At 72.0% G+C, this 26113-nt stretch carries 26 protein-coding genes and 1 tRNA gene; 20 read left to right on the top strand and 7 right to left on the bottom strand.

Annotated features, from left to right (window positions below; all coding sequences use genetic code 11):
* A partial coding sequence (locus ACWGJO_RS19950; RefSeq protein ID WP_452185446.1) for a helix-turn-helix transcriptional regulator occupies positions 1–1238 on the top strand: 1238 nt, incomplete at its 5' end.
* A 786-nt stretch (positions 1239–2024) separates the two neighbouring features.
* Here the strand turns inward: ACWGJO_RS19950 and ACWGJO_RS19955 are convergent.
* On the bottom strand, positions 2025–3824 hold the full coding sequence (locus tag ACWGJO_RS19955; RefSeq protein WP_452185448.1) for an ATP-binding protein: 1800 nt from the start codon (positions 3822–3824) through the stop codon (positions 2025–2027).
* 250 nt (positions 3825–4074) lie between these two features.
* Between ACWGJO_RS19955 and ACWGJO_RS19960 the strand changes: the two genes are divergently transcribed.
* Both ACWGJO_RS19960 and ACWGJO_RS19965 read left to right on the top strand, forming a co-directional pair.
* Positions 4075–4389: a NaeI family type II restriction endonuclease gene (locus ACWGJO_RS19960; RefSeq protein ID WP_452185525.1), complete on the top strand. Its 315-nt coding sequence runs from the start codon at positions 4075–4077 to the stop codon at positions 4387–4389.
* Positions 4390–4439: 50 nt separating this feature from the next.
* On the top strand, positions 4440–5489 hold the full coding sequence (locus ACWGJO_RS19965; RefSeq protein WP_452185450.1) for an HNH endonuclease: 1050 nt from the start codon (positions 4440–4442) through the stop codon (positions 5487–5489).
* Between the two features lie 191 nt (positions 5490–5680).
* Here the strand turns inward: ACWGJO_RS19965 and ACWGJO_RS19970 are convergent, their stop codons facing one another.
* A complete protein-coding gene (locus ACWGJO_RS19970; RefSeq protein WP_452185452.1) occupies positions 5681–6436 on the bottom strand; it encodes a protein phosphatase 2C domain-containing protein in 756 nt (251 codons plus the stop codon).
* A gap of 55 nt (positions 6437–6491) precedes the next feature.
* Positions 6492–7337: a sigma-70 family RNA polymerase sigma factor gene (locus ACWGJO_RS19975; protein WP_452185454.1), complete on the bottom strand. Its 846-nt coding sequence runs from the start codon at positions 7335–7337 to the stop codon at positions 6492–6494.
* Between the two features lie 475 nt (positions 7338–7812).
* On the opposite strand from ACWGJO_RS19975, the gene ACWGJO_RS19980 reads away from it, so the two are divergent.
* The 17 genes from ACWGJO_RS19980 to ACWGJO_RS20060 all read left to right on the top strand — a co-directional run bounded on the left by ACWGJO_RS19980 (position 7813) and on the right by ACWGJO_RS20060 (position 22374).
* Positions 7813–8091 (top strand): hypothetical protein, encoded by a 279-nt coding sequence (locus tag ACWGJO_RS19980; RefSeq protein WP_452185456.1) that lies wholly within the window; start codon positions 7813–7815, stop codon positions 8089–8091.
* The gene (locus tag ACWGJO_RS19985) at positions 8088–9338 is read left to right on the top strand and encodes a hypothetical protein (RefSeq protein WP_452185458.1); all 1251 of its coding nucleotides are present in this window, start codon (positions 8088–8090) and stop codon (positions 9336–9338) included. Before ACWGJO_RS19980 ends, ACWGJO_RS19985 begins: the two co-directional genes overlap by 4 nt.
* The gene (locus ACWGJO_RS19990; protein ID WP_452185460.1) at positions 9335–9646 is read left to right on the top strand and encodes a hypothetical protein; all 312 of its coding nucleotides are present in this window, start codon (positions 9335–9337) and stop codon (positions 9644–9646) included. Before ACWGJO_RS19985 ends, ACWGJO_RS19990 begins: the two co-directional genes overlap by 4 nt.
* 50 nt (positions 9647–9696) lie before the next feature.
* Entirely contained in the window at positions 9697–10026 is a 330-nt protein-coding gene (locus ACWGJO_RS19995) for an RRQRL motif-containing zinc-binding protein (protein ID WP_452185527.1), read from the top strand.
* 52 nt (positions 10027–10078) lie between these two features.
* Positions 10079–10501 carry a RapZ C-terminal domain-containing protein gene (locus tag ACWGJO_RS20000; protein WP_452185462.1) on the top strand — a complete coding sequence of 141 codons (423 nt, stop codon included), beginning with the start codon at positions 10079–10081 and terminating at the stop codon, positions 10499–10501.
* Between the two features lie 14 nt (positions 10502–10515).
* On the top strand, positions 10516–12363 hold the full coding sequence (locus ACWGJO_RS20005) for a hypothetical protein (RefSeq protein WP_452185464.1): 1848 nt from the start codon (positions 10516–10518) through the stop codon (positions 12361–12363).
* 96 nt (positions 12364–12459) lie between these two features.
* Positions 12460–14718 (top strand): hypothetical protein, encoded by a 2259-nt coding sequence (locus ACWGJO_RS20010; protein WP_452185466.1) that lies wholly within the window; start codon positions 12460–12462, stop codon positions 14716–14718.
* Positions 14719–14955: 237 nt separating this feature from the next.
* Positions 14956–15144 (top strand): hypothetical protein, encoded by a 189-nt coding sequence (locus ACWGJO_RS20015; protein WP_452185468.1) that lies wholly within the window; start codon positions 14956–14958, stop codon positions 15142–15144.
* 92 nt (positions 15145–15236) lie between these two features.
* Positions 15237–15683 (top strand): hypothetical protein, encoded by a 447-nt coding sequence (locus ACWGJO_RS20020; RefSeq protein WP_452185470.1) that lies wholly within the window; start codon positions 15237–15239, stop codon positions 15681–15683.
* Positions 15684–15697: 14 nt separating this feature from the next.
* Complete coding sequence (locus ACWGJO_RS20025) at positions 15698–15970, top strand: hypothetical protein (protein WP_452185472.1); 273 nt, start codon at positions 15698–15700, stop codon at positions 15968–15970.
* 182 nt (positions 15971–16152) lie between these two features.
* The gene (locus ACWGJO_RS20030) at positions 16153–16746 is read left to right on the top strand and encodes a hypothetical protein (protein ID WP_452185473.1); all 594 of its coding nucleotides are present in this window, start codon (positions 16153–16155) and stop codon (positions 16744–16746) included.
* Positions 16743–17486: an SAM-dependent methyltransferase gene (locus ACWGJO_RS20035; protein ID WP_452185475.1), complete on the top strand. Its 744-nt coding sequence runs from the start codon at positions 16743–16745 to the stop codon at positions 17484–17486. The genes ACWGJO_RS20030 and ACWGJO_RS20035 overlap by 4 nt, the downstream gene beginning before the upstream one ends.
* Entirely contained in the window at positions 17483–17833 is a 351-nt protein-coding gene (locus tag ACWGJO_RS20040) for a hypothetical protein (RefSeq protein WP_452185477.1), read from the top strand. The genes ACWGJO_RS20035 and ACWGJO_RS20040 overlap by 4 nt, the downstream gene beginning before the upstream one ends.
* 13 nt (positions 17834–17846) lie before the next feature.
* Complete coding sequence (locus ACWGJO_RS20045; RefSeq protein ID WP_452185478.1) at positions 17847–18116, top strand: hypothetical protein; 270 nt, start codon at positions 17847–17849, stop codon at positions 18114–18116.
* 80 nt (positions 18117–18196) lie between these two features.
* Positions 18197–20194 (top strand): DUF3987 domain-containing protein, encoded by a 1998-nt coding sequence (locus ACWGJO_RS20050; RefSeq protein ID WP_452185480.1) that lies wholly within the window; start codon positions 18197–18199, stop codon positions 20192–20194.
* Between the two features lie 255 nt (positions 20195–20449).
* Positions 20450–20782, top strand: a complete 333-nt coding sequence (locus ACWGJO_RS20055; RefSeq protein WP_452185482.1) for a helix-turn-helix domain-containing protein — start codon at positions 20450–20452, stop codon at positions 20780–20782.
* A 71-nt stretch (positions 20783–20853) separates the two neighbouring features.
* Positions 20854–22374: a LacI family DNA-binding transcriptional regulator gene (locus ACWGJO_RS20060; protein ID WP_452185484.1), complete on the top strand. Its 1521-nt coding sequence runs from the start codon at positions 20854–20856 to the stop codon at positions 22372–22374.
* 120 nt (positions 22375–22494) lie between these two features.
* On the opposite strand, the gene ACWGJO_RS20065 is transcribed toward ACWGJO_RS20060, so the two are convergent.
* From ACWGJO_RS20065 to ACWGJO_RS20080, 4 genes are all read right to left on the bottom strand, one after another.
* Positions 22495–22568, bottom strand: a tRNA-Pro gene (locus ACWGJO_RS20065).
* A gap of 100 nt (positions 22569–22668) precedes the next feature.
* Positions 22669–23613: a metallophosphoesterase gene (locus ACWGJO_RS20070; protein WP_452185486.1), complete on the bottom strand. Its 945-nt coding sequence runs from the start codon at positions 23611–23613 to the stop codon at positions 22669–22671.
* Positions 23613–24386, bottom strand: coding sequence for a CGNR zinc finger domain-containing protein (locus ACWGJO_RS20075; RefSeq protein WP_452185488.1), 774 nt, complete (start codon positions 24384–24386; stop codon positions 23613–23615). The genes ACWGJO_RS20070 and ACWGJO_RS20075 overlap by 1 nt, the downstream gene beginning before the upstream one ends.
* A 205-nt stretch (positions 24387–24591) precedes the next feature.
* Positions 24592–25884 (bottom strand): helix-turn-helix domain-containing protein, encoded by a 1293-nt coding sequence (locus ACWGJO_RS20080; protein ID WP_452185490.1) that lies wholly within the window; start codon positions 25882–25884, stop codon positions 24592–24594.
* Between the last annotated feature and the right edge of the window lie 229 nt (positions 25885–26113).

Here is a 26113-nt window from a genome sequence, read left to right on the forward strand (position 1 = left end):
CCGTCCTGGACCGCCTGGCGGTCCTGCCGCTCGCCGCCGACGACCCCCTCGCCCCGCTCGCCCGCCACCTGCCCGCGGCCGTTCTGCCCGCGCTCGGCCGGCCCGCCACGCCGCTTCGGCCCGTCCGGGAGGCCGTGGAGGCCGCCCGCCGGGCAGGGGCCGACAGCCCGGTCGACCTGGTCCAGCTGTGCGGCGCCACCCTGGTCCTCGGGCGCGACGAGGAGACCGCCGAACTCGCTGCCGAACTGATCGCCGAAGCCCGCGCCAAGGGCACCGTCGGAGTGATGCCCACCCTGCAGTTCTTCCTGGCCGAGGCCGAACTCTTCCACGGCCGGCACCGCGACGCCGAACTCACCGCCACCGAAGGCCTCGGCCTCGCCCGGGACACCGGCCAGCACCAGTGGGTCAGCCAACTCGCCGCGCTGCTCGCCTTCCTGGCCGCGCTGGACGGCCGCGCCGACCGCTGCGCCGAACTCGCCGCGACCGCCCTCGCCACCACCGGCCCGCAGACCGCCGCCCCCGCGGCCGGCCTGGCCTGGGTCCAGTGGGCGCTCGCCCTGCTCGACCTCGGCCAGGGCCGCGCCGGCGACGCCGCCGACCGGCTGCACACCCTCACCACCGGCCCGCACCGGCACCACATCAGCGCCACCCGGGCCGTCCCCGACCTGGTAGAGGCCGCCGTCCGCCTCGGCGCCCCCGAACGCGCCGCCGAACCCTACGAGCGCTTCGCCCGCTGGACGGCCGCCGCCGACCGCCCCTGGGCCGACGCCCTCCGCCTGCGCTGTCAGGCCCTGCTCGGCCCCGACGAACTCGCCGAGACCGCCTACCGCGCCGCCCTCTCCCGGCACGCGACGGCCCACCGCCCCTTCGAACAGGCCCGCACCGCCCTCCTCTACGGCGAATGGCTGCGCCGCACCCGCCGCCGCACCGACGCCCGCCCCCACCTGCGCGCCGCCCTGGAGACCTTCGACCGCCTCGGCGCCCACCCCTGGGCCGCCCGCGCCCGCACCGAACTCTCCGCCACCGGCACCCCCGCCCCGGCCACCCCCACCGGCACCCCGCAGTCCCCCCTCACCCCCCAGGAACTCCAGATCGCCCGCCTCGCCGCCCAGGGCCTCACCAACCGCGACATCGCCGCCCAGCTCTTCCTCAGCCCCCGCACCGTCGCCCACCACCTCTACAAGGCCTACCCCAAGCTCAACATCACCTCCCGCACCGAACTGACCACCGTCCTCTGACCCGACGCCGCCCGGCGCGCCGCGTCCACTCGCGCCCGCGTGCCCGCCCCGCTGGTGGTCCGAGACCCTTCCCGGCGTCCGCTCCGGAGCTTTCCAGGGGCCGAACACGGCGCGAACCACGACCTGTTCCGGGGGCCGCGCGGCGGGCCCCTCCGCGACGATCGCGATGGCCCCGTCCGTCGATGCCGAGCGCGATTCCGGGGCCGGAGCGGAGGCGGCCGCGGGCGAACCGGCCGGCGACGGCACCACGGGCGTGCAGGGAGCTCCGACGGGCCGTCCGGACGGGGCGTCGCCGCAGGTCCGCGATCCGGAGCCCGGTCGACGGCCGGACCCGGCACACCTGGACGGCGGAACCCGCCGGCCACCGACCGGCGGACTCGGCGGCAGGCCCCCACGGCCGGAGCGGCTGAGGGTCGGTCACCCGGGCGGCCTCGCACAACGACAGAGGGCCTGCCGGATTTCTCCGGCAGGCCCTCTGTACTGGGTCGGGGTGGCGGGATTTGAACCCACGGCCTCTTCGTCCCGAATGACGTCCGGGATGGTGGACGACGTGCGCAAGCTTACGGACGCGCAGGTCAATGCGTTGGTCTCCGTTGGTCCTGCCTCGGCTCAAGCGGCCCCAATCTCAAGATCTTCTCCCAAGCTTCTCCCAAGGTCGGTCGCGGCACGGGCCCACGGTGTGGGCCCCGGATCATGCTCGGACCCAGACCAGACAGGACGCTAGCCAAAACCGCTTCGCCATCCGAGCCGCGGCAGCTTCCCATCGATCTCCTCAGGAAATTTTCGTCATTCCTCGACTCGAACCCACTTCCCGGTGGGGGACCGCAACGGTCCAGTTTGACTCACGCGCCCAGCTGACCTCAGATGCCTCAATCGGTGTAGCACTACGTGGGTTGGCAGCTCCAATGCCGCCTCAATTTCTGCCCTCGAAAGGGGACCTGAAGCGAGCAGATCAAAGATGTCTTCGGCGACTTCATCCAGATGCGGTACCGAGGATTTCTTCTCAGCGCTTTGCATCCCTTGCGGATTGCCCAGGCCTTCCTCCAGTGGAAGCTGAGCCGCAACAGGTTTAGCCTCCGCGATCGGAGCGCCTGGGTCTCCCAGAGTGTAGGTGGCCCAGCGGCGGGAACCAGATTGGACTACCACGCCCCTGTCCACTAGATCACGCAGCTCAGATGTCGCTACTCGGCTGTCTACCCCGAGGTGAGAACGGTAGCTGTTGTTATTCAGTGATTCACCATTGCGCATCCGGGCCAACGCCAATGCCTGTGAGTCGCTGAGCCCCTGGAGGCCAAGAGATCCGATCCAACGCACCGTATCTTCATCGAGGAGGGAAGCGTTCGGGAACGTCACCTGGAATGCAGAGATCTGATCCTCAAACTCGGGCAAACCCATGCCGGCCGACCTCAAGGAGTAGATCATTGAGCTGATCCCGGAACCACGAGCTTCACAGACCTTGCCTCCATCTGGCAGGTCAACGTTCTGCAAGATATGAACCAGTGCCTGATTTCGCGCCGACGAAATATGGGAGGTCGCCAAATCCATGAGATTCACTGGCCCATACAGCCCTCCAGGGTTTCTTACGATGAGTCGATCGGGATACATCTCAACCTGCGTGGGCGTGCCAAGCGACCCTTGGGAGAGATCCCTATGCACCAGAGCATTTACCACTGCTTCGCGCAGGGCCGTCTCCGGATATTCCCAGACATCCTGTCGAGAAATTCCAGAAATTACACTTCTCCGTCGCATATTCCGCCGAAGCATAGCCAGGGCAGAGCTGACCACATCTGGGATTGGGCCGCTGAGGGACGCGTTGTCCAGGAATCGCTCTCCGCTTGGCCCGGGCACCCCAGCTGTAATATTCGGATATACGACAAATGTGACATTCAGCTGCGGGAAGAACTGCTGCGGATAGGCCCCCATGCACAGCAATCCAGCAAGTGTCGGAACAACCCGCCCGTCATGCTCCTTTGCGGCCTTCATCATAACAAGAAGCTGATCGTCAGTCTTATTCTCGAATGCCCTCCGTCGCTCCCTCCTCTGGCCAGCAACGAACGACTGGACAATGGTAGGGTCAAGATCTTCAATGGCCGCCTCAATTACGATTCGCTCGTCGTCCCTAGGCTGCCCGCGGCCAGCAAGGAGGAGATTCACCTCGTAATCTGTCAAGCGGCGATCATTGTCGCCCACGCGAATATAGGAGCCACCATACGCCCCCAGTCCCCGATAAAAGCACGGCTTCTGTCCAGATCCCATAGGGGGGATCTCCACGACCACTACATGCTTTCCCTCAACCTCGTGGGTCTGAATTAGTGGTCGAACTGGGGGTTCCATCGTGTCGCCGCTGCAAATATTTGCAATCGCAACCTCCATGGCTCCTGGCTCATCCACACCCGTGACCGAGAATCCCTCCTTTTCATCGATGCCCAAAAGAATTACTCCGCCTTGGGCATTGCTGAAGGCACTGACCGTCTCCCAGAGCTTCTCTGGGAGTCCCCCCTTTGCCTTTTTTGCTTCGATGAATGAAGTGTCAGTCTCCAGGGCGCGAAGAGTCCCCAGTGTGCCGATGAGGTCAGCGGTCTCCATGGTCGCCCCTTGCTGCTTGTAGGTTGCTTGTAGTCCAGACTTCAGCAGACAGCTACAAGTAGCCTACAAGCAGCAGCTTGTTCTCGATAAGTAGCTCACTGTGTCCTCCTCTCCTCCGGGCGGGCTGCATGCGGATCGGCAAACCGCCAACCAGGCGTGGAAGGACCTGGTCAGCCTGTACGTAGCGTGATGGCGCCCGCGAGGCTCCAGGGCCCGCTGGGCGTAGCCTCGGCAGCGCCTGAGTGTCTTACTGCGCTACAACGGCCCCGTACTTCGGCGGACGACCACGGACGCCCAGGGGACGCGTGCCCGGGCCAGTGGCGGTGTACGTGACTTCCTCCGGGAGAAGGGCATCCTGGTGCTGGGACACCAGGACCTCGATCCTCACGTTGCACGAAACCTCGGGCTCGATGTTCCCTTGAAGGGGCAGTGCATCTGTGCTCGCGTTGTTCCTGCGCCAGAGGAGTCCGAGGGGCGCTCGGTTGCTGTCATCAGTGGCACGGCCTGGGTCCGTGCTCGCGAAGGCGATCCGGTCGTGCCTGCCCCGGTTGTGCCGAAGCGCTGACCCCGGCAGACCCCTGCGGAAATGTCAGCCGGTGCCCGTACGATCCGCTCATGCAGAAGGGGAAGTTGAGCCGGGAGTCGATCCTCCGTGCGGCTGCCGAGTGCGATGGCCTGGGTGATGAGGCGTTCCTCGCCGAGTACGGGTACGGCAAGGCACTGGACTACGTCTTGCTGGTCGACGGCCGCGAGTACCACTCGAAGGCAGTGGCCGGCGTGGCCCACAAGTACGAGTACGGCCGCGCCCTGCGACACGATGAGTTCTCGGGCGGCAAGACCGGCGCTGCCGCCTGGCTGAAAGCCGCTGGCTTCACGGTCAAACAGGTCCGCAACCCCGCATGGACCTGGGACGAAGCGGTGCTGGCCTGCGCACTCGTGGTGCAGAACGGTTGGCGGGGACTGCCGGCCGAGCACGAGGAGGTTCGCATGCTGTCGGCTGTTCTGCAGACGATGACGGCGCATGCTGGTACTCCCCGGGATGAGGCATTCCGCAGCTTCAACAGCGTGGCCCGCAAGACGTACGACCTCGCCACCAACCGGCCGGGCTATGTCGGCAAGCCGACCAACGCTGGCAAGAACGACCACAAGGTCATCAAGGCGTTCCTGGACGACGAGGCTGCCATGCTCGAAGTCGCCCAGCGAATCCGCGACCTGGTCACTGCACCCGGGTACGTCCCGGTGCCCGCCGACGATGGCGACATCGACGAGTTCGAGGCCAGGGAAGGCCGCGTGATCGCACGCGAGCACCTGCGCAGGGAGCGGGACGGCAAGCTGAAGAAGCAGAAGATCAAGGCAGTACTCAAGAGCGGGGGCAGCCTCGCCTGTGAGGTATGCAGCTTCGACTTCGAGGCGGTTTACGGGGAGCGCGGCGCCGGCTATATCGAGTGCCACCACATCGTGCCCCTCCACGTTGCCGGGGAAAGCACCACCAGGCTCTCTGACCTCGCACTCATCTGCTCCAACTGCCACCGCATGATTCACCGCAGTGCTCCGTGGCCCACGCCGGCGGAGCTGCGGGTGCTGGTTCAGAAGCAGGCTGGCGGGATCCTGCCGCTGCTGCCGAACCAGCGACCCGAAGCTGAGCACAGCACCACGACCACCTGACGAACTTCAGCTGACCTGAAGATCAGGCTGGCAGTCCGCCTTCAGGTATCGGGAGCGCTAGCCCGTGGGGGCGGCCAGGAAGACAGTTTTCAAGATCAGAGCCGCCTCGCTATGAGTCAGGTCCTCCTACCTGGGACGGAGCGCTCCCACTTCGAACCCTCCGTCACCGCTGGCCCACAACTGGCCCATGCTCACGAGATCTGGCAGAACGCGACCGCCGCGTCGTCGCCTCGCTTGTAGCGCGGCCAGCGAACGCCATCCGGGTCCGTGGCCTCGGCATCACGCACAGCGGAGATCAGCCCATCGGCACCGGCCGCCCTCAGCATCGCGAAGACCTCCGGCCAGGAAGCCGCGCCGTAGTCGGTCACCAGGGTGGAAGCGCCGTCCGACATGACCGCGACCGCGCTGACGCCGGCGGCCGGCACCGCCCCCGTGACCGCGTGCCCGGCCGCCTCCCCGTTGGACGCTGCCACCCAGTAGCCCCCCGCCGTGTTGCGCGTGAGCCTCTGCGCCGTGACCATGCGCCGCACACTCTCCGTGTGCTCCGGCGTTCCGGTGGCGAAGCGCCCTGTCGCCGCCCGGAGTTCCGGCACTACCGCATCCACCCGTAGATCCGTCTTCACCAGGTACTCGCCGTTCCGCTCAAAGACGATCGGCGAGTCGGCAAGCACCAGGTAGTCGAACTGCTCACCGCTGGCCCGGAGGACCGAAACCGTCGCCGACGGGGTCCCCGGGTTGGCCAGGTCGCAGGTGGAGTGCAGCGCCGCCACCTGCTCCAGGGCCTGGGCAAGCCCATCGGTCAGCGGGCGCTCGGCGTCCGCCAGCGCAGCCAGCAGGTGGCCACCGAGTTGGGCGACGTACCAGGGGACGCCGTGCTTGCAGCCGGTGTCGAGCCCGACCGTGCTGAGCCCGTCCAGAACGACGGCCAGCGACGGGGTGGCGCCCACCCAGTCCTCGTTAGCGCCCAGGCCGCCGGGCGCGGTAGCAAGAGAGACGCGCATGTCAGCCCTCGTGTCGGTAGATCGGAGTAACCCTGTTGCTCTCCAAGACCTCAAGGGTCTTCGGGTCGTAGCGGCACGAGATGAGCGTCGAGAAGCGCTTCGTCCTCACCTCCCGGTACAGCTCGCCCAGGTGGTTCTCCAGGTAGTGGACGACGCCGTTCGCGCCGATCGCGTGGATGCCCGCGATGTACAGGAACGTGCCCTTGCCGTCGAGTCGGGGCAACCGGGCCAGATAGCCGACGTCCCCGGCCGTTCCGTCTTCGTCGAGCGGCGAGCGGTACTCGGTCTCAGTTCGCAGGTCCACGAGGTGCCAAGCGCGGTCCTTGCGGAAGCGCAGGTTGTCATCCCCTTCAAGCACCTGGGCCACGATCGGCGACAACCGTGGCCCGCAGACGACCACCAGGTGATCGCGGTTCAGGTTCACAATGCCGGACGGCGCGATCACCTCCGAGTCCGAGTCGAGCTTCAGGCTGGCGAACAGCTTGCGCAGGTGCTCGTAGTTGCTGAGGTCTTCCCTGGTCACGACCTCGCTGGGGTTCTCGTCCTGCGACTTCCCGGCCTCGTACTTGCCGCCGAGCGCCACCGTCATCGGGCCCAAGCCGAAGAACGCGCGCTCCGGAGCGGGGCCGGCGGACGCGAGCTGACCGACACGCCCACGGCTGACACCGAGCAGGGCGGCGATCTCCGTCTGCGACATGCCCGACGCCGACGCCTCTTCGATGGCCTCACGGCGGACACGGGACAGTTCGACTACCCGGTTCTGATAGTCCGCCATCAGCGAGATTGCCGCCTTGGCCCGTTCGATCGGGACGGCGACGTTGGCCACCCGCTCCAGTTCCTCGTGCATGGTCATCCCTTCACTGCCTAGGGGGGCGAAGCAAGAGTACCGCGAGGGGGACTTGACGCCCAGTCGGCCACTGCCTACCTTGGGTATCAGGCAAGCACGAAAGCCCCCCTAAGCACAGCTTGGGAAGGCTTCTCGCTTCTCTGACCTGCATGAATGCGTCCGCGAGTGGTCGGCTACCGCCGAGCCCAGGGCGAAGCGGCCTCACGGGGCCATGGTTCCCGGCGCCTTTTCAGTCCGGAGGGCAGTGATCGCAAGATCCGCGTCTGCCTGAAGCGGGAGCACGCTCCCGAAAGACGCGCCAGATCAACAACGAGTGTCTTTGGTCCCCGATCCGTGCCGCCCGTGGCGGGTCGGGGGTCATGGCTGCTCGTACATCGCGAGTGGTCTGGGCCCGCATGAGTCGGGGCCGCCGCGCGTTCCTTGGCCGGAGCGCGGCAGCCCCTGGGGCCCACCCTCAGCTGGGAGAGGTAGACCCGTGAAGTCGATTGTTGCAGGCCAGTACGCGGTGGACTCCGAGGAGTTCGCGGAGCTGGCGTTGGGCGTGGACGAGGAGCTGTTCGCCGGGGGGCCCGGTGAGTCGGCGCTCGCGTACCGGGCCCGGATGGACGTGGCGCTGGAGGTGCTGGCGGACCTGCGCCGGGAGGACCCGGAGCTGGCCGCCTACGCCGAGCGCCTGATGGACGAGGCGCCCGTGCTGCTGCACGCCGCCCGCCGGCCGGTCGTCCGCGCCGAGCAGGGCAGGGCGGCGGCATGAGCGGGCTGAGCGAGTACCGCGCCGAACGGCGGGCGGACCGGCGCGACGAGCGCGAGCAGGACAGGCTGGACGCCGAGGCGGCCAGGGTCCGCCGGGAGGCCGATCGGCTCGCCGCCGAACAGGCCCGCAACCGGGCCCGCGCGGCCCGAGCAGCCCGTCTCCGCCGGGTGCCCGGCTGGGTGGCCGCGAGTCCGGCGCGGGCGTTCGTGCGCCTGGTGCAGGTGTGCTCGATCGTGCCGGCGGTGGTCTCGCAGGTGGCCGCGCTCGACCACGCGGACGTGGCGCTGCTGCTGGCGGTCCTGCTGGCCGCGATGCTGGAGGGCGGCGCGTGGGCGCTGGTCGCCATGGGCGCGCAGGCTGAGGGCGAGCGTTCCACCCGCACCTACCGGCTCGGCGCGTGGGCGGCCGGCACCGTGGCCGGGGGCATCAACTTCGCCCACGGCTGGTCGCAGTACCCCGACGCCCGGTGGGTCGCCGCGGTGCTGGCCCTGTCCAGCATCGGCGCGGTGTGGCTGACCGACCTCCAGACCCACGGCGGCCGGGGCCCGACCACCGCCGAGAAGAGGACGGCGAAGGAGCGGGCCGAGCACGCCCGCCGCCGGGCCGAGCATCACCCGGAGGTGCGGGCCGTCGCCGACAGGCTCCTGTCCGCCGCCGCGTACGGGGCGCTGGCCGCCGACGACGCGTGGCGCATCGCCTGGGAGTACGTCCACGGCGTCACGGTGCCGGGCCTGACGGCCGATCTGCTGGCCCGCCGGCTCAACGCCCGGGCCCGGGTCGCCGAGCTGAGCGCACTCCCCGCGCCGGCCGATCTGTGGCCGGGAATGCCCGACGACCCGTTCCCCGCCCTCACTCTCCCGCTGCCCTCCGGCCCGCCGGACAGCGTCTACCTGGACACCGTTCCCGAGGCTCTGCGGAACGCTTCCCCGATCACGCTCGAAGCCCTCGAAGCCCTTTACGGAAAAGGGTCGAGCGCACCCGCACCGATCCCCGGCACGACGGTGAACACGCCTCCGGTGGACGACGGCGGGAACGCTTCCGGCGCCGGGGAACGCCCGCTCGACCCGGCCGATCTGGCCCGGGTCCGGCTGCTGGCCGCCGACCTCGCCGCCGCCGGCGAGGAGCTGTCCACGAAGAAGGTCCGCGCCCTGATCGGCTGCCGCAACGACTACGCCGTCCGCCTGCGCGCCGCCGTCCACGCCGAGCGCCACATTCCCGGCACCGACACCACCGAGGAGGCGTCATGACCACCCTCACGAGCGAGGCCGACGCCGCGCACGCGCTCATGATGCTGCTCGCCGAGCACCCGCACATGCCCCGGGCCGACTTCGACGTGCACGAGTACGTGAGCGACGCCGGAGCGCCGGAGTGGGGTGTGGTCCTGGTGGTCGGCGACTCGCTCACCCACTTCGAGCAGTGGCGTTCCGTACTCGACCTCGACCCGGTGTTCGTCGACTTCAGCGCCTGCCCCCACGGCGCCTGCCTGAACGCCGTCGGCGATTTCGACGGCGTGCCGGTGGAGCTGTTCGCCGTCGCCGACACCCCGGGGAAGTAGCCGTGGGCCGTCCCCGCTTCTGGGACCCGGCGGGCGAGCGGCACGGCGGTATGCCCACCTATCCGTGGCGCATGGCCCCGCCCGACCTGCTCACCCGCCGCCAGCTCCGCGCCCGGGGCCTGCGACCCGGCGGCCAGCCGGTCGCCGCGCAGATCCTCTGGCGCGCCCGCCGCAGCAAGGGCGAGCGGGCCGCCTACCTCTACCGCCTGGACCTCGCCAAGCCCGTCCGGCCGATGACGGTCGGCCGCTGGCGGGCCCTGGCCAGCGCCAACCGTGCCCGCCGCACCTGCCCGCGGTGCAGCCGCGACGCCGGCTACGTCCTGCCCGCGCACCTCGGCACCTGCCTGCCCTGCGCGGATTCCGCCGCCCTCGCGGCCTGAACCCCCCTTTCGCTCTGCTCCGCTGCCGATCCGGCACAAGGAGGTCCCTGTCATGTCCATGACCGAGATCCGCGTGATCAGCTTCGGGTACCTGCACGGTGCCCCGCCCGAGGCCCACCTCACCCTCGACCTGCGTCGTCACTTCCGTGACCCGCACGTCGACCCCGCCCTGCGCGAGCTGTCCGCCGCCGACCTGCCGGTCCGCCGGGCCGTGCTCACCACCCCGGGTATCCGCGAGGCCATCGTGGCCGCCGCGCTGTTGGTGGAGGCGTTCGACGCCGGGCCGAGCCCGGCGCCGCTGACCGTCGCGGTCGGCTGCTCCGGCGGTCGGCATCGTGCTGCCACCGTCGCCGGGGCCCTGGCCACCCGCGTGTCCAAGACCGTCGGCCCGGTCGACCTCATCCACCGCGACCTGGGCAAGCCGGTCGTCGAGCGGAGCGCCACCGGGGACACCGTCGCCCCGGCGGGCGCGTGACCAGGGGAGACGCCATGTCCGAGACCCTGATCCCGGCCGAGGTCGCCCCGGCCCGGCCGTCCGCGCCGCAGCCCGTGCCGGACTCCACCGCGGCGGCCCTGCCGATGGAGCCCGCCGCGCCCGCGGCTGCGGCCGGTCGTCGGTCCCCGGCCCGCCCCGCACACACCCGTGGTGGTCTGCCGGTGGTTCCGCTGGCGGTCGCGACCGGGAACACCGCCGTCGGCGCCGTGTCGGCGGCCGCGCTGGCGGGCGGGCCGCTGGCGCTGGCCCTGCTCGCCGGCGGAGCGGCCGCGGCGACCGGTGCCGCCGCCCTGCGCTCCCGCACCGGCAAGACCGCCGGCAGGAAGGGCGCCGGGCCGACGCCGAACCGCTCCGCTGCCCGTCAGCAGTCGGCCCCGGGTGGCCTGTTCGGCACGCCGGGCCCGGCCGGAGCCCGGTCGCCGCTCGGCCAGCAGCACCGTCCCGCACGCCCCGGCGCTGCTGGTGCCGGGCGCCCCCAGGGCAGGACCGGCGTCCCGGCCGGGTCGAACGGCCTGTTCGGCGCCGGTGCGGCGGGCCACCGGAGCACGGGTGCCTTGTCTGCCGGGCGTCCCGCCAGTGCCGTTGGCCGACCCGGCCGGAACGCCGCCGCTGTCGCGGGCTCGCCCTCCGGGTCCGGTTCCCGCGCCGTGGCCGGTCACCGTTCGGTGGCCGGTGGCGGTTCGGGGTCGGGTCTTGGGGTGCGGGCGGCGCAGGTGCGGGCCGCTCGTGCCGATCGGGCCGGGGCGGCGCCGACCCGGCGGGAGAAGCGGGTGCAGGACACCGCGGCCCGCCGCACCGTCGCCGACGCCCGCCGTGCCGCGAAGGTCGCGGCGCGGGAGGAGAAGCGGGTGGCGAAGGCCACCGCCCGCGAACTGGCCCGCACCGGCCACACCAACCCCGGCCCGGCGACACCCGGGGCTGCGGGTTCGGTGAAGCGCACCGCGCGCCAGGCCGCGCGGGACGCGCGCCGCCAGGCCAAGCAGGACCAGCGCCTCGCCGCGCGTCAGCAGGGGCGGCAGGACAAGCGTCTGGCCGGTCGGGTGGCGCGGGACGGGCGGGCGGACGACCGGGTGAGGGGGCGTCGGGTGGCGATGCGCAGGGGCGCGGTGGCGCGGGCGGCCCGCAAGCGGCTGCGTCGCTCGGCCGCCCGGTACTGGGCCCGGTGGGCGCTGGCCGCGCTGCTGGCCGGCGCGGTCGGCCTGGTCGGCGCCGTCACCACCCCGCTCGGCCGGCGCCTGGACATGCCGTGGCTGATGTATCCGGGCCGCAGGTTGTTCGCCCGGATGCTCGGCCGGGCCCGTGACGACCGGCAGGCCCGTGACCAGGCGATCGCTGATGGCCTGGACGCCGCGCTCGCCGCCGCCGAGACCCTCGACACCCCCGACCCCGACACCGACGAGGGGGAGGTCGCGGACACGGTGCCGCGCGCTCCCCGCAACCACAACTCGACCGACAGCACCGCCGTTTCCCCGGGAGGAACCGTGAACACCGCCACCAGCAGCGCGTTCAGCTTCGCCGAGGTCGCCGCCGAGATGGAGGCCCTGGCCAACACCTTCGACCCCGACGGGATGATGCAGGTCCTCGCCATGTGCGAGGAGATCCCGGACGCCCTCCAGTCGATCGCCAACGTCTTCCGCATCCTCGCGGAGAAGGCTGACGCGGAGTTCCCGCTGGAGGCCCCGATCGCCGAGGCCCTGACCGAGGTCTACTCCCACATCCAGCTCGCCGTGCAGACCGCCGGCGAGATCGGACAGGTCTTCCGCCGGCTCCACGAGCAGGACATCCGCCGCCACGAGGACCCCCGCAACGGCGAGGAGAAGTGGGACACCAACAACAACTAGCCCACCAGCAGGGCTAGTTCGTCAATCTCTCCACCACCCTCCGGGGCGGGCCGCACAGTACGTGCGGCCCGCCCCGGCCCACACCCGGAGACTCGCATGACCGACCGCCTGAACCTCACCAACCTCCCGCCCGACCACACCCCGCAGGCCCAGACCGCGCCGTCGCCGGTGGAGAAGCCCGCCAAGGCCCTGCGGCCCCGGACGCCGAAGCGCGGGGTGCCGTTGGACTGGGCCGCCCCGCACGGCCCCGCCACCGGCGCCCTGTCGGCTGCGACCGGCGCGGGGGCGCTGGCCCTGCTCGGCGCTGCGACCGGCATGCCCGAGGCCCTGCCCCTCGCGGTCGGTACCGCGGGGGCGCTCGGCCACGGGATCGGTTGGAGCGTGCGCCGCCGCCTGACCGCCATGTCGCTGGTGACGCGCTCGGCGTCGTGGCTGCTTGCCGGCGGCTGGACCACTTGGGCCATCCACACCGGCCCCCTGTCCTGGGCCGCCGCCGGCACCCTCGCCGGTCTCGGCGTCGGCATCGGGGCGATGGCCTCCGCCGCCGCCGTCCACGAGGAGGCCGCCGAGGAGGAACGCCTCGCCGTCTCCCCGCAGACCGCCAAGGCCGCCGACGCCCTCGACCGGCGCCGACGCGCCGTCGCCCGCGAGTGGGAGGAGCGCATCCAGCGCGTCGCCGGCGTCCAGACCCGGGTGTTCGCGGTGGAGTTCTGGAAGACCGGCGGCGGCTTCTCCCTCGCCGCCGAACTCCCCGGCGGCATGGCCACCTGGGACCAGATCGCCGGCCGCGCCCGGGCGCTTGCGGGGGACGCCCGCCTGCCGCTCGGCTGCGTCATCGCCGTGGAGGAGGGAGACATCCAGGGCCGCGTGGTCCTGGACATCCCCACCGTCAACGGCATGGCCGACGCCCAGCCCTACCCCGACGACTACTCGCCGCTGTCGATCCTGACCGGCATCCCGTGGGGCATGCTCCCCAACCTCGACCCGGTCACCGTGTTCCTGCGGGAGGCGTGCGCGCTGCTGCTCGGCCCGCCCGGCTCCGGCAAGTCCACCCTGGTCGACGGCGTGCTGACCGGGTTCGCCCGCTGCACCGACGTGCTGACCTTCGTCATCGACCTCAAGGCCGGGGCGGTCGGCATCCCGTGGACGCGGCCCTGGCTGGAGGCGACGGGCCGCAAGGCCCCCAAGGCCGGGACCGCTCCCGCCCCGGCCGGCACCCGGCCCGGGGTGGACTGGATCGCCTCCACCCCCGAAGAGGCGCTGCGGATGATGCGGGCGGCGCTGCGGATCAACGCGGCCCGCCAGCAGCACTACCAGGACCTGCTGGACGAGATGGACACGACGCTGCTGCCCGTCTCGCCCGCGCTGCCGCAGATCATGGTCGTCGTCGACGAGGGCGCCGAGCTGCTGTCCATCCAGCCCACCGCCCCCCAGGTCCTGAAGGAACTGCGCGAAGCGGTCCGCAAGGCCATGCGCACCACCCGAGCCATGGGCGTCCGCTTCGTGCTCACCGCCGTCGACGGCAACGTGAGCGCGCTCGGTGACACCGAGGTCCGCAAGTTCTCCCCCGTCGGCGTCGCCCTCACGTCTGGGGAGAGCGCCGGGAACAACCTCGCCAAGATGTTCCCGCGGGCGAAGGTCGACACCCGCCAGCTCAACGCCAAGGGCTCCGGCGTCATCGGCGCCGCCGGCGCCGACGGCTTCGCCCCCACCCCCTTCAAGACCTGGAAGACCTCGCCCTCCCAGGTCCGGGCCGCCGTCCTCGCCACCAACCACCTGCGGCCCGCCCTCGACCGCGTCTCGGCCGACGCCGCGGGCGAGGACTACACCCGCCGCTGGGACGACGACCGCGCCGGATGGCTCTGGAACGCCACCGCCACCGCCACCGCCAAGCCGGACCCGACCACCCACGACGCCCCGGCCCGCGGGGCGGGCGGGCTGAACCTGTCGCCCTTCGTAGCCCCGGGCGGGCGGACCGCGGCCGGGGACCGGCTCGTGAAGCAGCCGCGCTCCGGCGGCCTCAACCTCTCCGCCCACCGCACCAACCCCACGCCCACCGCCACGACGGACGAGGGCGACGACAGCGTCTACGAGCCGGTCGTCGACCCCGCACCGGGCCTGCTCGTCCGCGCCCACGCGGCCGTCGTTGCCGCCGGCGGACGGATGTACGTCTCGGCGCTGGCCGAAGCGCTCGGCGTGGACCCGCAGACCCTCGGCATCGACCTGAACGAACTCCTGCGCGGCGTCGGCGTCGAGCGCCCCGGCCAGGGAACCCTGCGTGTCGACGGCGGCCCGGCCCGCTCCGGCTTCTACGCCCGCACCCTCGCCGACGCCCTCAACAGGTACAGGCAGTAACCAGAACAGGCCCATACAGCCCCATACACCGAGCCCCGTACGGACCGTATGGGCCATACAGCCCGTATGGGGTCCCTGACCTGCCTGTGTGGGGCGTATGGGCCATACAGCGGGCCCTGTACAGCCCCCGCCCCGCGCCCCGGATCCGGGCCTATACCCATGCACCGGACCGGCCGTATGCCCCACACAAGCTCATGACGCACCGTCACCGAAACCAGTACGGGAAGGACCGCCACCATGGCCGTCACGCTCAGCGTCACCGTCCTGCTCGCCGTCGCCGCCGTCCTGCTCCTGCGCGCCCGCCGCACCGGCCCCGGCACCGCCGCCGTCATGTGGCTGTCCGGCTTCACCGCCGCCACCACCGGCCTCGCCGGACCCGTGAACGACTTCCTCGGCGCCATCGCCCGACTCGTCACCGGCCACTGACCCCACCCACCCGAACCGAAGGATTTCCCGTCCCGGGCGTGGAACTCCACCCGCCCGACGGGAAATCCTTCGGCCGCCGACGGGAGACCCCGATGGACCGCACCGCCAGCACGCAGCCGATCGCCGCCCCGGTGCACCACGGCCCGGACGGCACCCCCTACTACTTCACCCCCGCGCCCGCCTTCACCGCCCCGCCTGCCGTCTACCACCCCGCCGCCCCGGCCCCGGTGGCGTACGGCCCGGCGCTCGCCCCCACCGCCGTCTACCTGCCCGCCCCGCCGCCCGTCGCCGAGGCTGCCCCGGTCCGGGACCCGTGGCCCGCGCGCCTGCTCGCCGGAGGCTTCGCCCTCGGCGCCGGCGGCCTCGGCGTCGGCTATGCGGTCCAGGCCGTCGCCGCAGCCGCAGGGAGCATCGGCGGCCTCGCCGCGCTCGGCGTCGGCGCCTATGCCCTCGCCAAGACCACCAGCGGGAGCGGGGGCCGGGGCGGCGGGCAGGGCGCCGTGAACGTGCACGTCAACGTCACCAACCGCAACCGCTGACCAGGAGAAACGTCATGGCCCGCATGCGACTGCGCTTCAACCCCTGGCCCCGCCCGGTGATCCAGCTGACCGACACCCCGAACCCCAAGTGCCGCACCTGCGGCGGACACGGCGGCTGGCCCGAGGACTACGCCGGCGAGCACGGGGAGTACGGCGGCACCGAATGGTGGGACTGCACCTGCTGGAACCCGAACCGTGTCCGGCCCCTGCTCCCGCTCCCCGGCTGGATCGCCCACCTGCTCTTCGGCTGGATCCCGCCCGTCTACTCCACCGAGGCGCCGTTCTAGCCCGGCCTGCCCGACCGGCCGTGCCACCCGCGCCCCGCCGCACCCAGCGGCAGGGGCGCGGGCGGTGCGGGGGACCGGACAGACCCGCTCCCGAACAGCACAAAGCCCCACACCAGCCAACGTTTCCTGGCAGAGACCGGCTGATGCGGGGCCGTGCATCCCACAACGAGACGGGACCAAGCATGCCCGAGTTCGACCGCTTCACGCTCGCCGTCATCGACGACATCGCCGACCGGGAGCAGGCCAGCGACAGCCACTCCCGCTACGGCACCTACCTCGCCCGGCACGCCGAGGACTTCCACGAGGACGGGGAGCCGCTCCGGCCGGTGGACTTCGCCGCCGTCGCGTGGTCGGTGGCCACGTTCCCGGTGATGGCCCCCGGGTACGTCGCCGTGCGCCCCGACGTCCACCCGCTCACCGTGCGCCGCGACCACGACGGCCGGGCCGTACTCGGCACCAAGGTCGGCCTGCAGCACGGCGACCTCGCCCGCCGCCCCGCCGGTCGCTTGCGCACGCTCGACTGGGAGCGCAACCCGTGGCACGCCCACGAGCCGTGGCCCGTGCTCATCGGCCCCGACCGCACCGACCGGCCCGCCGTCCTGGTCACCGCCACCCTGCTCGTCCCCGTCCCGGACAGCATCCTGGTGCAGCCGACCGCGGCCCGGCCCGGCCGCACCCTCACCCACGAGGCCAAGCAGGCCGTCGCCGCCCTCGCTGCCCACGCCAACAGCACGCTGGCCCCGCTGGTCGACGACCTGCTCGGCGGTGCCCGGTGAACACGACTGCTGCCCTGGGCGCCCTGTTCCTGGCGGCCCGCCCGTCCGCCGCGTGGCTGCCCGCCCGGCCGTGGAACGGCCTGACCGTCCTCGACACCTACGGGTGCCAGGGCGGCGCCGGCATGGGCTACCACCTCGCCGGATACCGCGTCCTCAGCCTCGACAACGCCCCGCAGCCGCGAAACCCGCTCGCGTTCGTCCAGGCCGACGCCGTCCGGTTCATCGCCGAGTACGGGCACCTCTTCGACCTCCTGCACGCCTCCCCGCCCTGCCAGCGCTACACCCGCTGCCAGAAGATCCGCGGCCGCGAACACCCCGACCTCATCGCCCCCACCCGCGAAGCCATGCAGGGGACCGGGCGCCCGCGGGTGATCGAGAACGTCGAAGAAGCCCGCGACCAGTTGCGGGAGCCGGTGATGCTGTGCGGGGCCGCGTTCGGCCTGCGCACCTACCGCCACCGCCTCTTCGAGCCCGGCGGCGGCCTCACCATCACCCCGCCCCAGCACCCCGTACACACGGCGCCGCTGGCGAAGATGGGCCGCCCCGTGGCCGACGGGGAGTTCATGCACGTCGTCGGCAACTTCTCGAACGTCCCCCTCGCCCGCAGCGCGGCCGTGATGGGCATGCCCTGGGCCACCCGCGACGGCCTGCGCGAAGCCGTCCCCCCGGCCTACACCGAACTGATCGGACGCCAGGCCGCCGCCCAGACCGGCGCCGGGGCCGGGGCGGTGGCGGCGTGAGCGGCCGGATCCCGCCGCTCGGCGACACCACGGGCCTGTGGCAGGCCGTCCTCGCCGCCGCGGCCGGGCGCTGCCAGTGCCGCGGCACTTGCGGCAAGAGCCACGCCAAGGACGGCGGGCGCTGCCCCACCGTCCACGGCGGCTATGCCCGCCACGGCACCGGCCCCGTGAGCCTGCTCGCCGCCGCAGCCGACCCCGCCAGCCTGCTGCTGCCCGCGCACCGCGCCGCCGCCCTGCCCAAGCAGGAGCTGGCCGCGTGGTGCCCGGCCTGCCACGACGCCACCCGCCGCATCGCCGCCAAGGCCCAGCAGGCCGACGCCCCGGCCGGGCCGGACGCCCTGTTCTGACCCGGAGGAAACCGTGCCCATCAAGGCCGTGACCTGCCACGTCGCCGTCTGCGACGTCTGCGGCACCCACTACGGCTCCGACCGCGCCGACGAGTGCGCCGTCCACTCCACCACCCGCGAGGCCGCCGTCGAAGCGGTCCACTCCGACCCCGAGTGGCTGGTCACCACCGACGGCCGCGTCATCTGCCTCCTCGGCGACCCCGACCACCAGGCGGCCCTGGACGCGCTGCTGCCGCCCGCCCCCGCGGCCGTGTGCGACGGACAGACCGCCCTCGACATCTGACACCCCACCGCCCCGCGGCCCGCACCCGGCACCACCCCGGATGCGGGCCGCCCCGCTCCGCACGAAAGGAGCCCCCTGCGTTGAGCACCGAGTACGCCCACCCGAACGTGATCCCGTTCCGGCCCGAGCCTGCCGAGGTCAAGGCCGCCGAACAGGCCGTCATCGGCGCCGCCCTCCTCGACCCCGCCCAGATCCCCGCCCTCGCCGCCCAGCTCGGCGACCCCGGGGTGTTCCACCACCCGGCGCACGAGACGATCTGGCGGGCCATCACCCGCATGGCCGGCGGTGAGCGGCCGGTGGACCCGCTGCTGCTGACCGGCGTCCTGCGTGCGCAGGGCGACCTCGGCCGCATCGGCGGACCCGGCTACCTGCACACCTGCATCGAAGCCACCCCCACCGCCGCGAACGGCGACTACTACGCCGAGGTCGTCCGGGTCGCGGCTGAGCGTCGCCGGATCGGGACCACCACCAGCCGCCTGGCCCACATGGCCGGCGACACCGGGACCGACCTGGAGGCGGTCCGCACCGCGGCGCTGTCGGTGCTGGCGGACCTGGCCGGCGGGGACACCTGGCTCGACCCCGTGCCGCTCGGCTCCCACACCGGCCTGCCCACCTTCCCGGTGAAGGCGCTGCCCGGGTGGGTGGGCGCCTACGTCGACGCGGTCGCGGAGTTCACGCAGACCCCGCCCGACGCCGCCGCGACCATGGCGCTGGCCGCGCTGTCGACGGCGGCCGGCGGTCGGGTGGGGGTGGAGATCCGGCCCGGCTGGCGCGAGCAGTCCAACCTCTACCTGACCTGCGCGATGCCGCCGGCCAGCCGCAAGTCCGACGTCTTCGCGTTCACCATGGGCCCGGTCTACAAGGTCGAGGCCGAGCTGCAGGCCGACGCCCGGGCGACGATCATCGAGGCCGAGACCACCCGGGACGCAGCCCTGGCCGAGGTCGAGGCCCTGATGGCGAAGGCGCGCAAGAACCCGGAGGCCGACCGGACCCAGCTCGTCGCGGAGATCTCCGCCGCGAAGATGCTCGCCGAGGAGATCGTGGTCCCGCCGACCCCGCGCCTGACGCTGTCCGGAGACATCACCGCCGAGACCGTCACCCACCATCTCGGCGTGCACCGGTGCCTGGCCGCGCTGTCCCCCGAGGGCGACCTGTTCGACAGCATCGTCGGCCGTTACAGCAGCAAGCCGAACCTGGGCGTGTTCCTGCAGGCCCACAAGGGCGAGCGGCTCCAGACCGACCGGATCACCCGCGAGCAGCCCACCGTCGACAAGCCCGCGCTGACCATCGGCGTCACCCCGCAGCCCGCCGTGCTGCAGGAACTGGGCGCCGCCCCCGGCGCCCGGGACCGCGGCCTGCTCGCCCGCTTCCTCTACTCGCTCCCGCCGTCCAACCTCGGCTGGCGCAAGGTCCGCACCGACCCCATCCCCGAGCCCGTGGCGAACGCCTACGACCGCAACCTGACCCGCCTGCTCCGCGCCATGACCGACCTCCCCGAGCCCGTGGTCGTCGTCATGGACCGGGCCGCCGACCTCGCCGTGGAGAAGCTGCAGGAACGCGTCGAGGTCCAGCTCCGCCCCGACCAGCCGCTCGCCCACATCAAGGACTGGGCCGGCAAGCTCGTCGGCCACATCGCCCGCATCGCCGTCCTGCTCCACCTCGCCGACCACATCACCCCCGACCACGACCCCGGCACCTGGCGCACCGACCTGGCCGCCGCCACCGTCGAGCGGGCCGCCGAGATCGCCGACTACTACACCGCCCACACCCTCGCCGTCTTCGACCTCATCGCCGCCGACCCCGCCACCGAGGACGCCCACACCCTCCTCCAATGGCTCCAGCGGCCGAAGAAGGACGGCACCCACCGCACCCACATCAAGGCCCACGACGCCGTCGCGTCGTCCCGGCGGTTCAAGAAGGTCGCCGACGTCGAACCTGCCCTCGCCCTCCTCGAACAGCACGGCTGGCTCCGCGCCGACCAGTCGCCCGCCGGCGGTCAGCGAGGCCGGGCTCCGGCCGTCACGTTCCGTGTCCACCCGGCCGTGAGCACCCCCGTGGACGGGGCCGAAGCCCCGTAACCGTCAGGGATGTCAGGGAAAATCCCTGACCAGCCAAAACATCGCCGGACAGCCTGTCAGGGAACGTCAGGGATGTCAGGGGAAAGCCGAATTTCCCTGACATCCCTGACAATCCCTGACGCCCTGCCAGGAGCCAAAACCGCAGGTCAGCGATTTTCCCTGACATCCCTGACACTTTCCGCCCTTCATCTCCGTCCGCGAGAGAGGGCTGTCACGCTCCGCAATCGCCGATCTCGCCCAACAGGAGGCCAGAGAGTGGCAACGAACAGGGGCGACCTGCCCGCCCTTTTCTATCCGGCGGACGTCGCCAAGGCGCTCGGCATGTCCGAGTGGTGGGTGAAGGAGCAGGCCCGGCGCGGGCGTATCCCCTTCACCAAGCCCGGACGGGCTTACCGCTTCACCGCCGAGCAGTTCGCCGAGATCGTCCGCACCTACGAGGCCCGGCCGACCGCCGGAGCGTCGGTGCAGCCCGTGACCCTCGCGGACATGGCACCGAAGGTTCCGCCTCGGAAGCAGCGGCCGACTCAGTCGGCCGTCCGCCTCCGTGCGCGGCCTCCGCGCCGAGTGGCGGCTCCCTCCGCAGCCTGAAGACCGTCCAGCCCCCACGCCCCGCCCGGCGCCAACGTCGGGCGGGGCGTCGTCTTTCGAGAGAGATCACATTGGGATTCGCCGAGAACCGAGGCACTTATTGGCGCGGGCGCTACAAGATCGCGCCCGGCAACTACGGGACCGTCCAGGACGAGAACGGAAGGACGAAGCGCTTCAAGACCAAGCGCGCGGCAGAGAAGGCTGCCAACGTCGCGGAAGAGAAGGTGGCCGAGGAGGCCGCCCGGCCGCCCGCCGCGCCGGAGCCCGAGCGTATGGCGTTCGGTGAGTACGCCAGCGCTTGGTACGAAGACCAGGATCTCGCCGCATCGACCATGCAGAACTACCGCCGCCACATCGAAGAACACCTGCTCCCGGAGTTCGAGGACGTCTTCCTTGACGAGATCACTAAGGGCGCGGTCGACGCATGGGAGCGTCGGGAACGTGAGCGCGACTACGCGCCGAGCAGCATCAAGACGTGGCGCGGGACGCTGCACCTGATCCTCGCTGACGCCGTCGACGCCGGTCTGCGCGACTCCAACCCGGCGAGCCGGCGGCGCGGCCGGGGCAAGCGGGCAGGGCGCTCACGCAACCGCGGCCGCGAGAAGGTGATCACCACCGGGCTTGGCATCCTGCTTATCGCCGAGCGAACCGCGCTGCTGTCGGGCCGGGACGACGAGTTCGTCGGTGTCGTACTCAAGGGCTACACCGGCATGCGCTGGGGCGAGATCGTCGGGCTCGAAGCCGAGTTCATCCGCCCGGCGTCCGTGCGCGTCGAATGGCAGCTGTACGAGCTGGACTCCGGCGAGATGCACCGTTGCCCGCCCAAGGACGACTCCTACCGGACGATCGACACCCCGGCCTTCCTCGCCGGTCTGCTCGCCGCGCAGGTGGTCCGCGCTGGCACGAAGCCGTGCGAGTGCCACGGCCGGCGGTACCTCTTCAGCGGGCACGGCGCCGCCAACGGAGCCGCCCGTCGGCCCGGCGCGAAGCTGGTGGACGTGGCCCGAGCCGCTGGCGTCTCCACCGGCACGGTCTCCAACGTCCTCAACCGCCCCCACGCCGTCGCCCCCGACACGCGGTCCCGGGTGGAGAAGGCGATCGCGGACCTCGGCTACATCCGGTACTGGCCGTCCGGCGAGAACGCCGCGCACTGGCGCCGGAACGGGTTCGCCACGTGGCTGTTCCACCCGGCGACCACCGGCTGGTATCCGAAGAAGGCGCCGGAGGAGGCCCGGCCGGTGCCGCTGCTCGCCGACCCGTGGCCGGGCGTCCCGGCGCGCGGCCGGGGGGCGTCCGGCCGTGCGGAGGCGTGCTGGCTGCCGATTCAGCGCGGTCTCACGCCGCACGGCCTGCGGCACACGCACAAGACGATGATGGACGGGTTCGGCACGCCGCCGAAGCTCAAGGACGAGCGGATGGGGCACGAGGACGGGTCGGTCCAGGCCCGCTACTCGCACATCACGCCCGAGATGCGGAGCAGGCTCATGGACGACCTCACTACTGAATGGGATGCGTCACTCGAAGCCCGGCGGCGGATGTCGCCGGGGTCGCCTGTGGGGGTGCTCGACACCTTGCTGAGGGCCGGTCAGTAGAAGGCCCGCCGGGAGATCGTCCGGAGCGGTTTTCTCCCAGAATTCTCCCGAGAGGCCCCGGAAAGCCAGTCAGGGCCGGTCTCCCTTGCGGGAGACCGGCCCTGAGCTGGTCTTACTGGGTCGGGGTGGCGGGATTTGAACCCACGGCCTCTTCGTCCCGAACGAAGCGCGCTACCAAGCTGCGCCACACCCCGGTCTTGCGGTTTGTCGCTCCGTCTCCTTCGCGACGAGTAGAACTCTACCGGACGCTCGCCGAGACACGAAATCCGGTTTCGGGCGGGCGTCCGGCGGGGGTCAGCGGGGGACCGGGACGAGGGTGAGGAGGGTGGCCTCGGGCGGGCAGGCGAAGCGGACGGGGGTGTAGCGGTTGGTGCCGCAGCCGGCCGAGACGTGGAGGTGGGAGCGGTGGCCGCCGGCGGTGTGGGTGGAGAGGCCCTTGACCCGGCGGGTGTCGATGTCGCAGTTGGTGACCAGGGCGCCGTAGAAGGGGATGCAGAGCTGGCCGCCGTGGGTGTGGCCGGCCAGGATCAGCGGGTAGCGGTCGGCGGTGAAGGCGTCGAGGACGCGCAGGTAGGGCGCGTGGACGACGGCGAGGGAGAGGTCGGCGTCGGCGGAGGGGCCGCCGGCGACGTCGCTGTAGCGGTCGCGGCGGATGTGGGGGTCGTCGAGGCCGGTGAACTCCAGGTCGAGCCCGTTCACGGTGAGCCGGCCGCGGGTGTTGGTGAGGTCGAGCCAGCCGGCTCCGTCGAAACCGTCGCGGAGCTTCTCCCACGGGTTGTGGACGGCTCCGGTGATGCCGCGGCGGGCGGTGCCGTCGGGGTTGTTCATGCCGTGGGCGCCGCTGCGCATGGCCTGGAGGTAGCGTGCCGGGTTCTTGCGGGCCGGGCCGTAGTAGTCGTTGGAGCCGAAGACGTAGACGCCGGGGAACTCCATGAGGGGCCCGAGCGCGTCGAGGGTGGCCGGGACGCCGAGCGGGTCGGAGAGGTTGTCGCCGGTGTTGACCACCAGGTCGGGGCGCAGGCCGGCCAGGCTCTTCAGCCAGCGCTGCTTCTTGCCCTGCCCGCTCACCATGTGGATGTCGGACACCTGGAGGACCCGGATCGGGCGGGCGCCGCGCGGGAGGACGGGGACCTCGATCCGGCGGAGGCGGAAGGCCCGGACCTCGTACCCGACGGAGTAGGCGAGGCAGGCGGTGCCGGCGGCGGCGATGCCGAGGGGAACGGAGTACAGCGGTCGCATCAGCCCATGCTCTCAGACGGTGGATCAGCGGGCGCACGCCCGGAGTCGGCGGGGAGGGCGGCGGCCGGGGGCGTCTCCTCTGTCTCCCGGCGGGCGCGCAGGGAGCGGACCTTGTGGCGGTTGCCGCAGCGTTCCATCGAGCACCAGCGCCGGCGGCCGGGGCGCGAGGTGTCGACGAAGATCAGTTGGCAGTCGTGGGCGCCGCATTCCCGGATCCGGTCCGCGTACGGGCCGGTGAGCAGGGCGATGGCGTCCCGGGCGAGGGTGGAGGTCAGCTGGGCTCCGTCGGCGGGTGGCGGGGCGGCCGCGGTGCCGTCCGGGGCGATCCGGGGGACCAGCGGCGGGTGCTCGGCGGCCCGGTTGAGGACGGTGTAGTCCTCGGGTTCGCCGGGGCGGCCGTGGGCGCGGGCGGCGGCCAGGTGCCACAGGGCGTTGCGGAGGGTGCGGGTGGCGGTGAGCTCGGCGGGGGAGATCCGTACGGCGTCGGCGGGCAGCCGTAGCCGGGACGGCGGGAGCCAGGCGGCGAGGTCGGCGGGCCGGTGCAGCACCTCGTACCGGGCGTACGGGCCGGGTCCGCCGGTGGTGAGCAGTTCCAGGCAGAGGGCGCCGGGATCGAAGTGGAAGCGGCTGCCTCCGGGGGTGGTGAGGACCAGCCCGGGCGGGGTGTGCCGGCCGGCCGTGCCGTCGGGCGGTGCGTCGGGCGGGTCGGCCGGGTCGGCAGGGCCGGCCGCGTCGGCCGCGTTCCGGGGGACCGGGTCGTCTCCGTCGGTCATGCGCCCCAGGATAGGTGTAACCGGGAAGATGGGTTACGAAGACGGGTTACGGGGCTGGAGGGGGAAGGGGAGAGGGGTGGGCCGGTGTCGGGCGGAAGGGCTGACCCTTGGTCAGGAGGTTCCGCCCGGAGATGCGGAGCCTCCTGTCGCCCGGCTTCCCCGTCGCCCGGAGCGGAACTCCGGGCGACGGGGGTGCGGGCCGGCCTCAGGCCGGAATGGCGTTGACGTACTCGCGCATCATCCGGGGGACCCGGTACGCGTACTGGTGGCCGCGATTCACCTGGACGACGGAGAAGTCGACCAGTTCGGCCAGGACGTCGAGGTTGCGGGAGGGCTCCCGGCCGGCCGGGCCGCCGCCGTCGACGGGCTCCTGCCGGATGTCGTCGATGGAGAACTCCTCGGGGAACCGGGAGAGCCGTCTGAGTGCCCGGCGCTGCCGTTCGTCGAGCAGTCCGTACGCCCAGGCGAGGCTGCGGTGCAGCGAGCGGTGGTGGGAGAGCCCGCCGACCTCCTCCTGGCCGAGGATCGGCAGCACCCGGTACTCGTCCATCAGGACGTGCAGGGGCACCGAGCGCATCCGCACGGCGGCGTTCTCGATCGCGAGCGCCAGGCCGCCGAGGCGTCGGCAGAGCTCGACCACCTGCGGCATCTGGTCGCCGAGGTCGAGCGTCGGGGCGACCGAGTGCACCCGGTGGCAGAACAGCTCGGCGGCCGGCGGGCAGCTGTAGGGGCCGTCCGGGTGGTCGACCGACAGCGGTGAGACCTCCCACAGGTCGGCGGGGACCCCGGCGGGCGCCCGCAGCGAGGTGATCATGATGTGGAGTGCCGGGTGCCGCGCCAGCAGTGTCCTGACCTGCCGGGCCACCGTGTCGATGACGTGCTCGGCGTTGTCGACGACCAGCAGCAGCTGCAGCTCGGAGCTGGTCCGCGGGTCGCGGTCGAAGCCCCGGAGGAGGGCGTCGAGCGCGCGCTGGGCCTGGGCCGAGGCGGCCGCCGGGTCGACGGCCTCGGGGGTGACCGAGCCGAGCTCCAGGACCACGACGCCGTCCCGGAAGCGGTCCAGCAGGTGGGCGGCCGAGTCCAGCGCCAGCCGGGTCTTGCCGACCCCGGCCGGTCCGGTGAGCACCAGTGGACGGCCCGGTCGCAGGGCGGTCACGACGTGCAGCAGGTCGGCCCGTCGGCCGACGGTGATGTCCGTCTTGGGCCGCAGTCCCCGCCACCGCGCGTTGTCCGGGAGTTCGGCGACGCGGGCTGGGAATCCGGGTTCCGGCCGGGTGGGCGGCAGCCCGGCCGGGGCGCCCGCGTGAACGACCTGGGAGAGCAGGGTGTCGTCCCGGTTGGTCGCCGCGGCGAACAGCGCGCCCACCAGGAGTTCCACGGAACTGCGGCGCGGATTCTTGATGGCGCCGGTTTCCAGGTTGCGAATGGTGCGGACGCTGACAGTGGAGTGTTCGGCTAATTGCTCCTGGCTCCAGCCGACCATCTTCCGTTGGGTCACCAACATCGATCGAAGCTGATTGTTGTCCATTCCCCCGCGCTTCCTGCTGTTGTGAGCAGAATAAAAGTCAGAACTCGATGCGCCGCTTTTACGGCGCCCATCGCTCCGAAAAGCGATCACTGTCGCCGGGCGGTCGGGCAGCCGGGCGGAGCGCAGGCGTGCGCGCTCGTTCCGGCAGGGGGCGCAAGGGACCCGGGCCGCCAGGTGTCAGGGCCGCCAGGTGCCTGGG

It is taken from the genome of Kitasatospora sp. NPDC054795, assembly GCF_053611565.1.

Excerpts from the sequence above, each read along its gene's own strand:
- ACWGJO_RS19955 (WP_452185448.1), bottom strand. The coding sequence starts at position 3,824 with ATGGAGACCGCTGACCTCATCGGCACACTGGGGACTCTTCGCGCCCTG.
- ACWGJO_RS19965 (WP_452185450.1), top strand. The coding sequence starts at position 4,440 with ATGCAGAAGGGGAAGTTGAGCCGGGAGTCGATCCTCCGTGCGGCTGCC.
- ACWGJO_RS19975 (WP_452185454.1), bottom strand. The coding sequence starts at position 7,337 with ATGCACGAGGAACTGGAGCGGGTGGCCAACGTCGCCGTCCCGATCGAA.
- ACWGJO_RS19985 (WP_452185458.1), top strand. The coding sequence starts at position 8,088 with ATGAGCGGGCTGAGCGAGTACCGCGCCGAACGGCGGGCGGACCGGCGC.
- ACWGJO_RS19990 (WP_452185460.1), top strand. The coding sequence starts at position 9,335 with ATGACCACCCTCACGAGCGAGGCCGACGCCGCGCACGCGCTCATGATG.
- ACWGJO_RS19995 (WP_452185527.1), top strand. The coding sequence starts at position 9,697 with ATGCCCACCTATCCGTGGCGCATGGCCCCGCCCGACCTGCTCACCCGC.
- ACWGJO_RS20000 (WP_452185462.1), top strand. The coding sequence starts at position 10,079 with ATGTCCATGACCGAGATCCGCGTGATCAGCTTCGGGTACCTGCACGGT.
- ACWGJO_RS20005 (WP_452185464.1), top strand. The coding sequence starts at position 10,516 with ATGTCCGAGACCCTGATCCCGGCCGAGGTCGCCCCGGCCCGGCCGTCC.
- ACWGJO_RS20010 (WP_452185466.1), top strand. The coding sequence starts at position 12,460 with ATGACCGACCGCCTGAACCTCACCAACCTCCCGCCCGACCACACCCCG.
- ACWGJO_RS20015 (WP_452185468.1), top strand. The coding sequence starts at position 14,956 with ATGGCCGTCACGCTCAGCGTCACCGTCCTGCTCGCCGTCGCCGCCGTC.
- ACWGJO_RS20020 (WP_452185470.1), top strand. The coding sequence starts at position 15,237 with ATGGACCGCACCGCCAGCACGCAGCCGATCGCCGCCCCGGTGCACCAC.
- ACWGJO_RS20025 (WP_452185472.1), top strand. The coding sequence starts at position 15,698 with ATGGCCCGCATGCGACTGCGCTTCAACCCCTGGCCCCGCCCGGTGATC.
- ACWGJO_RS20030 (WP_452185473.1), top strand. The coding sequence starts at position 16,153 with ATGCCCGAGTTCGACCGCTTCACGCTCGCCGTCATCGACGACATCGCC.
- ACWGJO_RS20070 (WP_452185486.1), bottom strand. The coding sequence starts at position 23,613 with ATGCGACCGCTGTACTCCGTTCCCCTCGGCATCGCCGCCGCCGGCACC.
- ACWGJO_RS20075 (WP_452185488.1), bottom strand. The coding sequence starts at position 24,386 with ATGACCGACGGAGACGACCCGGTCCCCCGGAACGCGGCCGACGCGGCC.